We start from the raw sequence: 12,887 nt of genomic DNA, 5'->3' as shown, positions 1-12,887 counted from the left end.
GGGCCGGTTGCGAAAGTCGGCGCGTGCCGCGCGACGCCCGGCACGCGGCCGCCCTCCGGGCGACGGCGCCACTTTCGCAACCGGGCCTCAGCGGACGGGGTGCCCCGCCTCCCGCAGCGTGTCCTTCACCTGCCCGATGCGCAGGTCGCCGAAGTGGAAGACGGAGGCTGCCAGCACGGCGTCCGCGCCGGAGTCGACGGCCGGCGGGAAGTCGGCGAGCTTGCCGGCGCCGCCGGAGGCGATGACCGGGACCGTGACGTGCTTGCGGACCGCCGCGATCATCTCCAGGTCGTAGCCGTCCTTGGTGCCGTCCGCGTCCATCGAGTTCAGCAGGATCTCGCCGGCGCCCAGCTCCGCGGCCCGGTGCGCCCACTCGACGGCGTCGATGCCGGTGCCGCGCCGGCCGCCGTGGGTGGTCACCTCGAAGGAACCGGAGTCGGTGCGCCGGGCGTCGACCGACAGGACCAGCACCTGGCGGCCGAAGCGCTCGGCGATCTCGCGGATCAGGTCGGGACGGGCGATCGCCGCCGTGTTGACGCCGACCTTGTCCGCGCCCGCCCGCAGCAGCCGGTCGACGTCCTCGGGGCTGCGCACGCCGCCGCCGACGGTCAGCGGGATGAACACCTGCTCGGCGGTGCGGCGCACCACGTCGTAGGTGGTCTCGCGGTTGCCGGACGAGGCGGTGATGTCCAGGAAGGTCAGCTCGTCGGCGCCCTCGGCGTCGTACACCTTGGCCATCTCGACGGGGTCACCCGCGTCGCGCAGGTTCTGGAAGTTGACGCCCTTGACGACCCGGCCGTTGTCCACGTCCAGGCAGGGGATGACTCGGACCGCCAGGGTCATGAAGTCACGGCTCCTTCGTAATTCCTCTGAATGCTTCGAGTTCCACGGAGACCAGTACGCGTGAGTCGACGAAGCCGTCGACGACCAGGAACGTGGTCACCGGGCGCACCGAGTCGAACAGCTCCTTGTGGGCCCGGCCCGCCGCGTCGACGTCCCGTGCGTGGGCGAGGTGGACGCGGGTGCGGATCACCGACTCCACGCCGAGGCCGAACTCCGCGATCGCCTCCAGCGCGCCGGCGAAGGCCGTCCTGGCCTGCTCGTACGGGTCGCCCTCGCCGTACAGGACGTCGCCCTTGAAGGAGGTCGTGCCCGCCACCAGCACGCGGTCGCCCGCCGCGACGGCGCGTGCACAACCGAGGGTGTCTTCCCAGGGACTTCCGCTCTGCACACGCCGCACGGCTTCGCTCATGACGACACAGCCTCCAAGGCCTCTTCCAGGGTGAACGCCTTCGCGTACAGGGCCTTCCCGACGATGGCGCCCTCGACACCGGCCGGCACCAGTCCGGCGATGGCGCGCAGGTCGTCCAGGGACGACACGCCACCGGAGGCCACCACCGGGCGGTCGGTGGCCGCGCAGACGTTCTTCAGCAGCTCCAGGTTGGGGCCCTGGAGGGTTCCGTCCTTGGCGATGTCGGTGACGACGTAGCGGGCGCAGCCCTCCTGGTTGAGGCGCTCCAGCGTCTCGTAGAGGTCGCCGCCGTCGCGGGTCCAGCCCCGGCCGCGCAGGGTCGTGCCCCGTACGTCCAGGCCGACCGCGATCTTGTCGCCGTGCTCGGCGATGACCTTGGCGACCCAGTCGGGGGTCTCCAGCGCGGCCGTGCCGAGGTTGACGCGGGTGCAGCCGGTGGCGAGCGCGGCGGCGAGGGTGTCGTCGTCGCGGATGCCGCCGGACAGCTCCACCTTGATGTCCATGGCCTTCGCGACCTCGGCGATCAGCTCGCGGTTGTTCCCGGTGCCGAAGGCGGCGTCGAGGTCGACCAGGTGCAGCCACTCGGCGCCGGACCGCTGCCAGGCGAGGGCGGCCTCGAGCGGGGAGCCGTAGGAGGTCTCGGTGCCGGACTCGCCGTGCACCAGGCGGACGGCCTGGCCGTCGCGGACGTCGACGGCGGGGAGGAGTTCGAGCTTGCTCATCTCTACAGGGTCTCGATCCAGTTGGTGAGGAGCTGGGCTCCGGCGTCGCCGGACTTCTCGGGGTGGAACTGCGTGGCCCACAGGGCGCCGTTCTCGACGGCGGCCACGAAGGGCTTGCCGTGCGTGGACCAGGTGACCTTCGGGGCGGCGAAGGCCGGGTTGTGGGTCTCCAGGTTCCAGTCGTGGACGGCGTAGGAGTGCACGAAGTAGAACCGCGCGTCCGCGTCCAGGCCGGCGAAGAGCTGTGAGCCGTCCGGTGCCTCGACGGTGTTCCAGCCCATGTGGGGCACGACGTCGGCCTCGAGCGGGCCGACCGTGCCGGGCCACTCGTCGAGGCCCTCGCTCTCCACGCCGTGCTCGATGCCGCGCGCGAACAGGATCTGCATGCCGACGCAGATGCCCATCACCGGGCGTCCGCCGGACAGCCGCCGGTCGACGACCCAGTCGCCGCGGGCCTCGCGCAGGCCCTTCATACAGGCGGCGAAGGCGCCGACGCCGGGCACCAGCAGCCCGTCGGCGTTCATCGCCTTGTCGAAGTCACGTGTGATCTCGACGTCGGCGCCCGCGCGGGCGAGGGCGCGCTCGGCGGAGCGGACGTTGCCGAAGCCGTAGTCGAAGACGACGACGCTCTTGGTGCTCAATTCCACACCTCCAGCCGCATGACGCCCGCGACGAGACACATCGCGGCGCCGATGGAGAGCAGCACGATCAGCCCCTTGGGCATCTGCTGCTTGACGAAGGAGATGATCCCGCCGACCAGGAAGAGACCGACGACGATCAGAAGAGTAGACAGGCCGGTCATGGCTCTACAGGGCGCCCTTCGTGGACGGCAGGATGCCCGCCGCGCGGGGGTCCCGCTCGGATGCGTACCGCAGCGCCCGGGCCAGCGCCTTGAACTGGCACTCCACGATGTGGTGCGCGTTGCGCCCGTACGGCACGTGCACGTGCAGGGCGATCTGCGCCTGGGCGACGAAGGACTCCAGGATGTGCCGGGTCATCGTGGTGTCGTACTCGCCGATCATCGGCGCCATCTTCTCGGGCTCGGTGTGCACGAGGTAGGGGCGGCCGGAGAGGTCGACGGTGACCTGGGCGAGGGACTCGTCCAGCGGGACCGTGCAGTTGCCGAAGCGGTAGATGCCCACCTTGTCGCCGAGGGCCTGCTTGAAGGCGGCGCCCAGCGCGAGGGCGGTGTCCTCGATGGTGTGGTGGGAGTCGATGTGCAGGTCGCCGTCGGTCTTCACGGTCAGGTCGAACAGACCGTGCCGGCCGAGCTGGTCGAGCATGTGGTCGTAGAAGCCGACGCCGGTGGCGATGTCGGTCTTGCCGGTGCCGTCGAGGTCGATCTCGACGAGGACCGAGGTCTCCTTGGTGGTGCGCTCCACGCGCCCGACGCGGCTCATCCGCTCTGCTCCTGTTCCTTCTTCAAGTCGCGTACCGCATCGAGGAACGCGTCGTTCTCGGCCGGGGTTCCCGCGGTGACCCGCAGCCATCCCGGTACGCCGTTGTCCCGGACCAGGACGCCCCGGTCGAGGATCTTCCGCCAGGCCTCGTGGGCGTCGGGGAAGTGCCCGAACTGCACGAAGTTGGCGTCGGACTCGGTCACCCGGTAGCCGATCGCGCGCAGCTCGGCGACCAGCCGGTCCCGTTCGGCCTTGAGCTGCTCGACGTACTTCAGCAGCGTGCCGGTGTGCTCCAGGGCGGCCAGGGCGGTCGCCTGGGTGACGGCCGACAGGTGGTACGGCAGCCGTACCAGCTGGACGGCGTCGACGACCGCCGGGTGCGCGGCGAGGTAACCGAGGCGCAGGCCCGCCGCGCCGAACGCCTTGGACATCGTGCGGGAGACGACCAGGTGGGGGCGTCCCTGGAGCAGCGGCAGCAGCGAGTCGCCGTGGCTGAACTCGATGTAGGCCTCGTCCACCACCACCATGGACGGCTTCGCCACCTGCGCGGCCTCGTAGAGCGCGAGGACCGTCTCGGGCGGGACCGCGTTGCCCGTGGGGTTGTTGGGGGTGGTGATGAAGACGACGTCCGGGCGGTGCTCGGCGATCGCCTGCTCGGCGGCGGGGACGTCGATGGTGAAGTCCTCGTGGCGCGGGCCGGAGATCCAGCCGGTGCCGGTGCCGCGGGCGATCAGGCCGTGCATCGAGTACGACGGCTCGAAGCCGATCGCCGTGCGGCCGGGGCCGCCGAAGGTCTGCAGCAGCTGCTGGATGACCTCGTTGGAGCCGTTGGCGGCCCAGACGTTGCGCACGTCGACGGCGGACCCGGAGGTCTGCGTCAGGTACTCGGCGAGCTTGGTGCGCAGCTCGACCGCGTCGCGGTCCGGGTAGCGGTTCAGGCTCCGGGCCGCCTCGCGGACCCGCTCGGCGATCCGCTCGACCAGCGGCTCGGGCAGCGGGTAGGGGTTCTCGTTGGTGTTCAGCCGTACGGGCACGTCCAGCTGGGGCGCGCCGTAGGGGGACTTGCCGCGCAGCTCGTCCCGTACGGGGAGATCGTCGATCCGGACGTTCACTTGCTCTCCGGCACCTTCCAGTCGAACCTCGCCTTGATCGCCGCGCCGTGCGCGGGCAGGTCCTCCGCCTCCGCCAGCGTCACCACGTGGTGCGCGACCTCGGCGAGGGCGTCGCGCGTGTAGTCGACGATGTGGATGCCGCGCAGGAAGGACTGGACGGACAGGCCCGAGGAGTGGCAGGCGCAGCCGCCGGTGGGCAGGACGTGGTTGGACCCGGCCGCGTAGTCGCCGAGGGAGACCGGCGCCCAGGGGCCGACGAAGATCGCGCCGGCGTTCCGCACGCGGTCGGCGACCGCGGCGGCGTCGGCGGTCTGGATCTCCAGGTGCTCGGCGCCGTAGGCGTCGACCACGCGGAGGCCCTCCTCGATGCCGTCGACCAGCACGATCGCGGACTGGCGGCCCTTGAGGGCGGGGACGATCCGGTCGTCGATGTGCCTGGTGGCCGCGACCTGGGGCTCCAGCTCCCGCTCGACCGCGTCCGCGAGTGCCGGGGAGTCGGTGACCAGGACGGCCGCCGCCAGCGGGTCGTGCTCGGCCTGGCTGATCAGGTCGGAGGCGACGTGCACCGGGTCGGCGGTGCCGTCGGCGAGGACGGCGATCTCGGTCGGGCCGGCCTCGGCGTCGATGCCGATCTTTCCGGTGAAGTAGCGCTTGGCCGCGGCGACCCAGATGTTGCCGGGGCCGGTGACCATGTTGGCGGGCGGGCAGGACTCGGTGCCGTACGCGAACATCGCGACGGCGGTGGCGCCGCCGGCCGCGTAGACCTCGTCGACGCCGAGCAGGGCGCAGGCGGCGAGGATCGTCGGGTGCGGGAGCCCGCCGAACCCGGCCTGGGCGGGCGAGGCGAGCGCGATGGAGCCGACGCCGGCCTCCTGGGCGGGCACGACGTTCATGACCACGGAGGACGGGTAGACCGACCGGCCGCCGGGCGCGTAGAGGCCGACGCGCTCCACCGGCACCCACTTCTCGGTGACCGTGCCGCCGGGTACCACCTGCGTGGTGTGCGTGGTGCGGCGCTGCTCGCGGTGGACGAGGCGGGCGCGGCGGACGGACTCCTCCAGGGCCGCGCGGACGGCCGGGTCCAGCTCGTCCAGGGCACGGGTGAGCGCCGCGGCCGGCACCCGCACCTGGTCGAGCCTGACGCCGTCGAACTGCTCGGCGAAGTCGATCAGCGCCGCGTCGCCCCGATGATGCACGGCCTCGCAGATCGGACGCACCTTCTCCAGGGCGGCCGCAACGTCGAAGTCGGCTCGGGGCAGCAGGTCGCGCAGGGCGGGGCCCTCGGGAAGGGCGTCGCCGCGCAGATCGATTCGGGAGATCACGGAACCAATTCTCTCAGACCCGCGTCGCGGATCGTCCGCGCGTATCAATGGCTGATACAGGCCGGCCGGACCCGGCGGAAGATCCCCGTCACCTTGAGTGTTCAGCTGGTCACCCACCGGGCATGAACAGGTGTACGAAGGTACTGACCGGCGAGTAGCGGGGGAGGAAGTGAAGAACCGTGACCGAGGGGGCCGGCCGCCGGGCCGGGGAGCCGCCCGAGGACCTGACCGCGACCGAGGCCGGCATGTGGCAGGCCTTCCGCAACGGCACCGTGTACGACCTGAGCAGCGGGGACACCGTCGTCGACGATCCGCACGGCGGCCATCCGTGGGGCCCGGAGCGGACCGTGCGGGCCCGCGTCGTGTGCTGGCTGCTGCTCGACGGGCCGCCCGCGCTCGCCGGGCGGGTCTCGTCGCTGAAGCTGGTCGGAGTGCAGGTCAGCGGCACGATGGACCTCGCGGGCGGCACGGTGGTGCCGTACGTCGAGCTGCGCGGCTGCCGTTTCGAACACGAGGTCCTGCTGCCCGAGACGCGTTTCACGACCGCACGGCTGGTGAACTGCTCGGTGCCGCGCCTGGAGGCGGCCCGGCTGCACACCGAGGGTGATCTGCATCTGCCGCGCTGCAGGTTCCACCGGGGCGTGCGCCTGACCGACGCCCAGATCGGCACCGACCTGCTGCTCAACCAGGCGGTCGCGCACCGGGACCGCAGCGGGCGGGCCATCACGGCGGACGGGCTGACGGTCGGGCAGGACTTACAGGCGGAGATGCTGGAGACGCACGGTGAGCTGAGCCTGCGCAGCGCCACGGTCGGCGTCTCGCTGAGCCTGCGCGGGGCCCGGCTGCACAATCCGTACGCCCGGCTGGCGCTGAACGCCCCGCAGCTCACCGTCGAGCGCACCCTGTACCTGACCCCGGCGGGCGTCGGCAGCCAGTTGCTGCGGGGCACGACCCCGGCGGCGGGGACGCGCATCCAGCGGTTCGAGTGCCGGGGCGGGATGCGGCTGGACGACGGGCGGTTCGGCGACGCGGTCGACTTCGAGCGGGCCCGGTTCGCCATGACCGAGGAGCAGGAGCTGTCGCTGCGCCGGGTGCAGACGCCCGAGCTGCGCTTCCTCGGGGAGCGGCCGGAGCGGGGCCGGGTGGTGCTGTCGGGGGCGCGGGTGGTCAACCTGATGGACCGGGCGGACAGCTGGCCGGGGGCGGGCCGGCTGCACATGGGCGGCTTCACCTACGAGAACCTCGTACCCCGGGGGCCGTTCCCGCTGACCGAGCGGCTGGCCTGGGTGGCCGCCGCGACCGCCGAGTACAACCCGGAGCCGTACGAACTGCTCGCCACCGTGCTGCGGTCCGGCGGCGAGGACGAGGACGCCCGTGAGGTGCTGCTCGCCAAGCAGCGCCGGCGCCGGGAGAGCCTGCCGATCGCCGCCAAGCTGTGGGGGTACGCCCAGGACTGGACGGTCGCCTACGGCTACCGGCCGGGGCGGGCCGCGGTGTGGATGGCGGTGCTGTGGGCGGCGGGATCGCTCGTCTTCGCGCAGGCCGAGCTGGAGCCGCTGAAGCGCGGCGAGCATCCGGGCTGGAGCCCCGCGCTGTTCGCCCTGGACCTGCTGCTGCCGGTGGTCGAGCTGGGGCAGGTCGGGCACTGGCAGTTGCGGGGTGGCTGGCAGTGGCTGGCGGTGGCGCTGATTCTGCTGGGGTGGGTCCTGGCCACGACGGTGGCGGCGGGGGCGACGCGGATTCTGCGGCGCGGCTGAGGGGCCGGGGTGGCGCCGGGCGCGGCCTTCGCCCGCCCGCGGGCGCGGCGCGGCCGGTCGCTCCCGCGGCCGGGCCGTGGCTCGCCGCGGCCCCACGCCCCTCGGGCGCTGCCCGACCGCGCCCGAGGCCGCCCGGCGTGCCGCGGAAGGAGAAATTCCTTCACGTTTTACCGCGGCTTTGCCGATCCGGGTACAACTTTCCAGAGGTTCTGTGTACGCCCTGGCGCGCCCTCGACCTGCGGTCTTTCAATGGTCGGCACCATGGCTCGGCTCCGCGTGCTCCTCCGTACGGCCCGGGTGCGCGGGACGTCGCCGCGCCCGGCCGCCGCCCCCTGCCCCGGTGACGAGGTGCTGCTCGACGCACCCGACGAGCGCCTCGGTCCCGCGCTGGTCGCGGCGGCGCACGGCGCCTACGAACCGGCGGCCGGACTGCTGGCCGGCACCCGGGAGAACGCCGAGTGGGAGCACCGCGACCGGTACGCGACCCGGCTGGCGGCCTTCGCGCGCTCGCGCGCCGAGTGGCTGACGCGGTGGCGGGCCGCCGCCCCCGCCGACCCGGACGCCCTGCTGGTGGCCGCCCGGCTGGCCGTGGACCGCCACTGGGACTCGCCGGCCCGCGCCGAGCTGCTGCGCCCGGCGGTCCCGCCGGTCCTGGCGGTGGCCGAGGAGGCCGGGCGGGACCCGGTGCCCTGGCGGATCGCGCTGGACGCGGCGCGGGGCACCCGGGCCGGGCACACCGACTTCGAGCGGCTGTGGGCCGAGGCGGTGCGCCGCGCCCCGCACCACTACGGCTGCCATGTCGCCGCCCTGGAGTACCTGGCCGACGCCTCGCCCGCCGCCCACCCGGCGTGTCTGGACTTCGCCGAGACGGCCGCGCAGGACGCCCCCGAGGGTGCCGAGGTCCGGGCGCTGCCCCTGCTGGCGGCGTTCGCGTGCCTGCGGGACGACGGCGCGGCGGCGGTCCCGCGGGCACGGCTGGACGCGGCGGCCGACCTGGCGGTCGCGCTGTCGGCCGCGCAGCCGGCGGCCGACCCGTGGCCGGCGGAGCTGCGCAACCTGCTGGCCTACGTCCTCGTGCGCCTGGAGCGCTGGCCGGACGCCCTGGAGCAGCTGCGGCTGACCGGCCCGTACGTCACGTCCTTCCCCTGGGGCCGGGACGCGGAGGACCCGCTCGGCCGGTTCCTCCGGGTGCGTGCGGGAGTGCGGGCGACGGTGGCCGCCGGGGTGCCGGGGACGGGCTCCGGCCATCCACCACGTGGGCAGGGTGGTCGCGCCACCCCCGGCGACCATTAGGCTTCTGCGTCGTGACCACCGTCCGGCTCCCGCTCTTCCCCCTGAACTCGGTGCTGTTCCCGGGGCTGGTGCTCCCGCTCAATGTCTTCGAGGAGCGCTATCGCGCCATGATGCGCGAGTTGCTGAAAACGCCCGAGGACGAACCGCGCCGGTTCGCCGTCGTGGCGATCCGCGACGGCCACGAGGTGGCGCCCAGCTCTCCCGGCCTGCCCGACCCGACCGCCGTGCCCGAGCGCGGGCCCGCCGCCGGGTTCGGCCCCGACCCCGCCAAGGCGTTCCACAAGGTGGGCTGCGTGGCGGACGCGGCCACGGTCCGGGAGCGGGCCGACGGCACCTTCGAGGTGCTGGCGACCGGCACGACCCGGATGCGGCTGCTGTCGGTGGACGCCTCGGGCCCGTTCCTCACCGCCGAGCTGGAGCCGCTCCCCGAGGAGCCCGGCGACGAGGCGGGGGCGCTGGCCGAGGGCGTGCTGCGGGCCTTCAGGCAGTACCAGAAGCGGCTGGCGGGGGCGCGGGAGCGGTCGCTGGCGACCGGCACCGACCTGCCCGACGAGCCGGGCGTCGTCTCCTACCTGGTCGCCGCCGCGATGATGCTGGACACGCCGGCCAAGCAGCGCCTGCTCCAGGCCCCGGACACCGCCTCGCGCCTGCGCGACGAGCTGAAACTCCTTCGCACCGAGACGGCCGTCATCCGTACGCTGCCGTCGTTGCCGGCGTCCGACCTGACGCACGGCCCGACGAGTCTGAACTGACGTACGGCCGACGGCCCGACGGCCCCGGCCGACGTACGACCTGGAGAACGGCGCTCGATGGCGAAGAAGGCGAAGAAGCAGCAGCCGGGCGGAACGCCCGCGACGGTGGCGCTGACGGCGGCCGGGGTGACGTACACCGTCCACTCCTACGACCACGACCCCGCCCACCCCTCGTACGGCGAGGAGGCGGCCGAGGCGATGGGGGTCTCACCGGAGCGGGTGTTCAAGACGCTGGTCGCGGACGTCGACGGCACGCTGACCGTCGCGGTGGTGCCGGTCGCGGGCCAGCTGGACCTGAAGGCGCTGGCGGCCGCGGCCGGCGGCAAGCGTGCCACGATGGCCGACCCGGCGCTCGCCGAGCGCACCACGGGCTACGTCCGGGGCGGCATCTCCCCGCTCGGCCAGCGCAAGCGGCTCCCGACGGTGCTGGACGCCTCGGCGTCGGCGCACGCCACGATCTGCGTCTCGGCCGGGCGGCGGGGCCTGGAGGTGGAACTGGCGCCGGAGGACCTGGCCATGCTGACGGACGCGGTGCTCGCCCCGATCGGGCGGGCGTGAACCCGCGGCCGGCCCAGGTGTGCCGTCCGGGGAGCCCTGCTAGGCGGACTTCCCCCCGTACGGCCCGGGCTGGTGCTGGGGGTACTGCTGGTACTGCGGTTCCGGGTCCCGTGGCCCGAACAGCGCCGTCAGGCCCAGGTGGACGACGAGTGCCGTCACCGACCACGCCAGCAGCGCGCCCTTGGCGCCGAGCTTGAGCGGTGCCTCGAAGGTCACGCCCTTGCCCACCTCCCGCGCGTGGGCGATCACGTCCTGCGCGGGACCGAGCCACACCCCGAACCGCCAGGCCAGCAGTGACCCGAGCAGTCCGCCGACGCACAGCGCGACCACCAGCGGCACGCCCCCGCGCCGCCGCAGCAGGAAGACGATCAGTGCGGTGAGCGCCCCGAAGGCCAGGGCGAGCAGCGTAAACGTTCCGTCGACGCCGACGGAGTGCTCGCCCTCGGACTCCTTGAGGTAGACCACCCAGCTGTCGTCCACCACGTCACCGACCAGCGGCACCCGTGGCGCCAGCCACCACCACAGCCCCCCGAGCAGTACTCCGCAGAGCGCCACCGCCACCACGGTCACGGCGGCCTCGCGCAGTTCCGTCCTCAACGCGGGGCCCTCCTGTTCGCCGTGCCGGTCGTACGCGGTGCCCACCGCATGGGCGCCGACCGGCGGCGGCACCGGCCCCGCTCCGTGCGACGCGTGCGCCGAGGAGTGTTCGTGCGGTGGCGGTGGTGGAGTCAGCGGTGCGGTCACCCTGCCATCGTGCCAGGCCCGCCCGTACGGCGCGTCACCGGACGGCGGCCCGGCGGTACGCCCAGGTGGCCACGGCCAGCGACACCATGCCGACCGCGCCGCACACCGCGAGGTCGCCGAGGACGAAGGCCCAGTCGGGCCGCTCCCCGAAGGTCCGCGCGAAGGCCTCCACGCCGTACGTCGACGGCAGCAGATCGCGGGTGAACCGCACCGCCTCCGGCATCCGGTCGGCCGGCAGCACCCCGAGCAGCAGCGCCGCCGACATGCCCAGCTGCCCGAGCAGCGTGGCCAGCTCGGGCCGGGGCGCGAGCAGGCCCAGGGCCGCGCCCAGCCCGGCGAGCGCGGCGCCGGCCAGCGGGATCACCGCGATGAGCACCCACAGGTGGGCGAGCGGCAGCCCGAACAGCACACAGCCGAACACCGCCGTCACCACCGTGCCCGGCACGGTGAAGGAGGCGTAGGCGCCCGCCGCGCCCAGCACCACCGCGGCCGGCGGCACCGGCAGGGTGGCGTAGTGGTCGAGGCCGCCGCTGGCCCGCAGCTGGCCGAAGTACTGGGCGAGCAGGTTCAGCGCGACGAACGCCACGACGAGCACCGAGGACCCGGCGACCACGGCCTGCGCCTCGCCGCCGCCGTCCACGACCCCGCGCATCAGGATCATGATGCCGATGGACTGGAAGGTCGCCACGAACAGCAGCGGAATCCGCGCGACCCGCGCCCGGGACAGCTGCGCCCGGTAGACGGCCACCAGCGACGGCCACAGCCGAGCCCGCGGCCCCAGCTCGGCGGCGCCGGCGGTGCGCTCCTCGGCGGCCAGGGCACCGCCCGGCAGGACATCGGCGGGTACGACACTCACGTCGCGCTGCTCCCCTTCGTTCGGATCCTCGGAGACGGTCGCGCTGTTCGGTACGGATGCGGGGGCCGGCATGCTCACGGCGGGGGCGTTCGCGGCGGAGGCGGCCGGGCCAGGGGTGTTCACGGCCGGCGGGTTCACGTTCTCACCAGCCCCTGGCGCGCGGCGCCGCCCAGGGCCAGGTACACGTCCTCCAGGCTGGGCGTGGCCAGCGTGAAGTCGTCCAGGGCGGCGAAGGCGGCACCGCCGGTGACGGTGGCGACCACCGCGCGGGCCTCCTCGGGGGCGAGCCGCAGTGTCCAGCGGCGGCCCGACTCGACGGTGCGGTCGCGCAGCGCGGCGACCTCGGGAACGTGCAGCGGGGCCGTCTCACGCCACACCAGGTCGACGCGGACCTCGCCGGCGACCTGCTCCTTGAGCCCGGCAGGCGTGTCGCAGGCGATCACCCGCCCGCGGTCCAGGACGGCGACCCGGTCGAGGACGGTCTCGGCCTCGATGACGTTGTGGGTGACCAGCAGGACGGTGGTGCCGTGCTCGGCGCGGCGCCGGTCGACGGCCGCCCACACCGCCCGCCGGGCGACGGGGTCCATACCGGTGGTCGGCTCGTCGAGGACCAGCAGCGGGCGCTCCCCCACCAGCGCGGCGGCGAAGCAGGCGAGCCGCCGCTGCCCGCCGGAGAGCTTCTTCAGCGGGCGTCCCGCGATCGGTGTGAGGCCGAGTTCGTCGAGGACGGCGTCCCGCTCGGCGCGAGCCACGCGGGCGTCCAGGCCGCGCAGCCGTCCGGTGGTCTCGGCGGCGAGCGACACGGTCAGCTCGTCCAGCGCGGTGGACTCCTGCCCGAGGTAGGCGAGGATGCGGGAGGCCCGCTCGGGGTGGCGCACGATGTCGTGGCCGAGGATCTCGACACTGCCGGCGTCGGGCCGCATCAGCCCGGTCAGCTGGCGTACGAGGGTGGACTTGCCGGCGCCGTTGGGCCCGAGCAGCCCGAAGATCTCGCCGCGCCGGACGGTCAGCGTCACCTCGTCGGTGGCCCGGACCTCGGGCGTTCCCGGCGTGCCGCGCCGGCCGCGCACCGCCGGGTAGGTCTTGGTCAGCCCGCGCACGACGCACACGACCTCGTCA

At 73.8% G+C, this 12,887-nt stretch carries 15 protein-coding genes; 4 read left to right on the top strand and 11 right to left on the bottom strand.

The window, feature by feature from the left end; genetic code table 11:
- Positions 1–87 precede the first annotated feature (87 nt).
- From hisF to hisD, 8 genes are read right to left on the bottom strand one after another with little or no spacing between them, the layout of a single operon-like run.
- Positions 88–843 (bottom strand): imidazole glycerol phosphate synthase subunit HisF, encoded by a 756-nt coding sequence (gene hisF / locus ACLGIH_RS25700; protein ID WP_416527651.1) that lies wholly within the window; start codon positions 841–843, stop codon positions 88–90.
- A gap of 4 nt (positions 844–847) precedes the next feature.
- The gene (locus ACLGIH_RS25695) at positions 848–1,252 is read right to left on the bottom strand and encodes a Rid family hydrolase (protein WP_416527650.1); all 405 of its coding nucleotides are present in this window, start codon (positions 1,250–1,252) and stop codon (positions 848–850) included.
- Positions 1,249–1,974, bottom strand: a complete 726-nt coding sequence (priA, locus tag ACLGIH_RS25690) for a bifunctional 1-(5-phosphoribosyl)-5-((5-phosphoribosylamino)methylideneamino)imidazole-4-carboxamide isomerase/phosphoribosylanthranilate isomerase PriA (protein WP_416527649.1) — start codon at positions 1,972–1,974, stop codon at positions 1,249–1,251. The genes ACLGIH_RS25695 and priA overlap by 4 nt, the downstream gene beginning before the upstream one ends.
- A gap of 2 nt (positions 1,975–1,976) precedes the next feature.
- Complete coding sequence (hisH, locus tag ACLGIH_RS25685) at positions 1,977–2,621, bottom strand: imidazole glycerol phosphate synthase subunit HisH (protein ID WP_416527648.1); 645 nt, start codon at positions 2,619–2,621, stop codon at positions 1,977–1,979.
- Positions 2,612–2,776 (bottom strand): hypothetical protein, encoded by a 165-nt coding sequence (locus ACLGIH_RS25680; RefSeq protein WP_416527647.1) that lies wholly within the window; start codon positions 2,774–2,776, stop codon positions 2,612–2,614. The genes hisH and ACLGIH_RS25680 overlap by 10 nt, the downstream gene beginning before the upstream one ends.
- A 4-nt stretch (positions 2,777–2,780) precedes the next feature.
- Positions 2,781–3,374: an imidazoleglycerol-phosphate dehydratase HisB gene (hisB, locus tag ACLGIH_RS25675; protein ID WP_019328035.1), complete on the bottom strand. Its 594-nt coding sequence runs from the start codon at positions 3,372–3,374 to the stop codon at positions 2,781–2,783.
- Positions 3,371–4,486: a histidinol-phosphate transaminase gene (locus ACLGIH_RS25670; protein WP_416527646.1), complete on the bottom strand. Its 1,116-nt coding sequence runs from the start codon at positions 4,484–4,486 to the stop codon at positions 3,371–3,373. The genes hisB and ACLGIH_RS25670 overlap by 4 nt, the downstream gene beginning before the upstream one ends.
- On the bottom strand, positions 4,483–5,808 hold the full coding sequence (hisD, locus tag ACLGIH_RS25665; RefSeq protein ID WP_416527645.1) for a histidinol dehydrogenase: 1,326 nt from the start codon (positions 5,806–5,808) through the stop codon (positions 4,483–4,485). Before hisD ends, ACLGIH_RS25670 begins: the two co-directional genes overlap by 4 nt.
- 179 nt (positions 5,809–5,987) lie before the next feature.
- On the opposite strand from hisD, the gene ACLGIH_RS25660 reads away from it, so the two are divergent.
- The 4 genes from ACLGIH_RS25660 to ybaK all read left to right on the top strand — a co-directional run bounded on the left by ACLGIH_RS25660 (position 5,988) and on the right by ybaK (position 10,168).
- Entirely contained in the window at positions 5,988–7,565 is a 1,578-nt protein-coding gene (locus ACLGIH_RS25660) for an oxidoreductase (protein WP_416527644.1), read from the top strand.
- A 249-nt stretch (positions 7,566–7,814) separates the two neighbouring features.
- A complete protein-coding gene (locus ACLGIH_RS25655) occupies positions 7,815–8,858 on the top strand; it encodes a hypothetical protein (RefSeq protein WP_416527643.1) in 1,044 nt (347 codons plus the stop codon).
- Positions 8,859–8,869: 11 nt separating this feature from the next.
- Entirely contained in the window at positions 8,870–9,610 is a 741-nt protein-coding gene (locus tag ACLGIH_RS25650; protein ID WP_416527642.1) for an LON peptidase substrate-binding domain-containing protein, read from the top strand.
- A gap of 57 nt (positions 9,611–9,667) precedes the next feature.
- The gene (ybaK, locus tag ACLGIH_RS25645; protein ID WP_416527641.1) at positions 9,668–10,168 is read left to right on the top strand and encodes a Cys-tRNA(Pro) deacylase; all 501 of its coding nucleotides are present in this window, start codon (positions 9,668–9,670) and stop codon (positions 10,166–10,168) included.
- A gap of 39 nt (positions 10,169–10,207) precedes the next feature.
- On the opposite strand, the gene ACLGIH_RS25640 is transcribed toward ybaK, so the two are convergent.
- The 3 genes from ACLGIH_RS25640 to ACLGIH_RS25630 all read right to left on the bottom strand — a co-directional run bounded on the left by ACLGIH_RS25640 (position 10,208) and on the right by ACLGIH_RS25630 (position 12,877).
- Complete coding sequence (locus ACLGIH_RS25640; protein WP_416527640.1) at positions 10,208–10,912, bottom strand: AAA family ATPase; 705 nt, start codon at positions 10,910–10,912, stop codon at positions 10,208–10,210.
- A gap of 34 nt (positions 10,913–10,946) precedes the next feature.
- On the bottom strand, positions 10,947–11,768 hold the full coding sequence (locus tag ACLGIH_RS25635; protein ID WP_416527639.1) for an ABC transporter permease: 822 nt from the start codon (positions 11,766–11,768) through the stop codon (positions 10,947–10,949).
- 134 nt (positions 11,769–11,902) lie between these two features.
- Complete coding sequence (locus tag ACLGIH_RS25630; protein WP_416529472.1) at positions 11,903–12,877, bottom strand: ABC transporter ATP-binding protein; 975 nt, start codon at positions 12,875–12,877, stop codon at positions 11,903–11,905.
- Positions 12,878–12,887 lie beyond the last annotated feature (10 nt).

It is taken from the genome of Streptomyces hamibioticus, from assembly GCF_047946815.1.
GTDB lineage: Bacteria > Actinomycetota > Actinomycetes > Streptomycetales > Streptomycetaceae > Streptomyces.
This window is presented reverse-complemented; position numbering and strand designations above follow the sequence as displayed.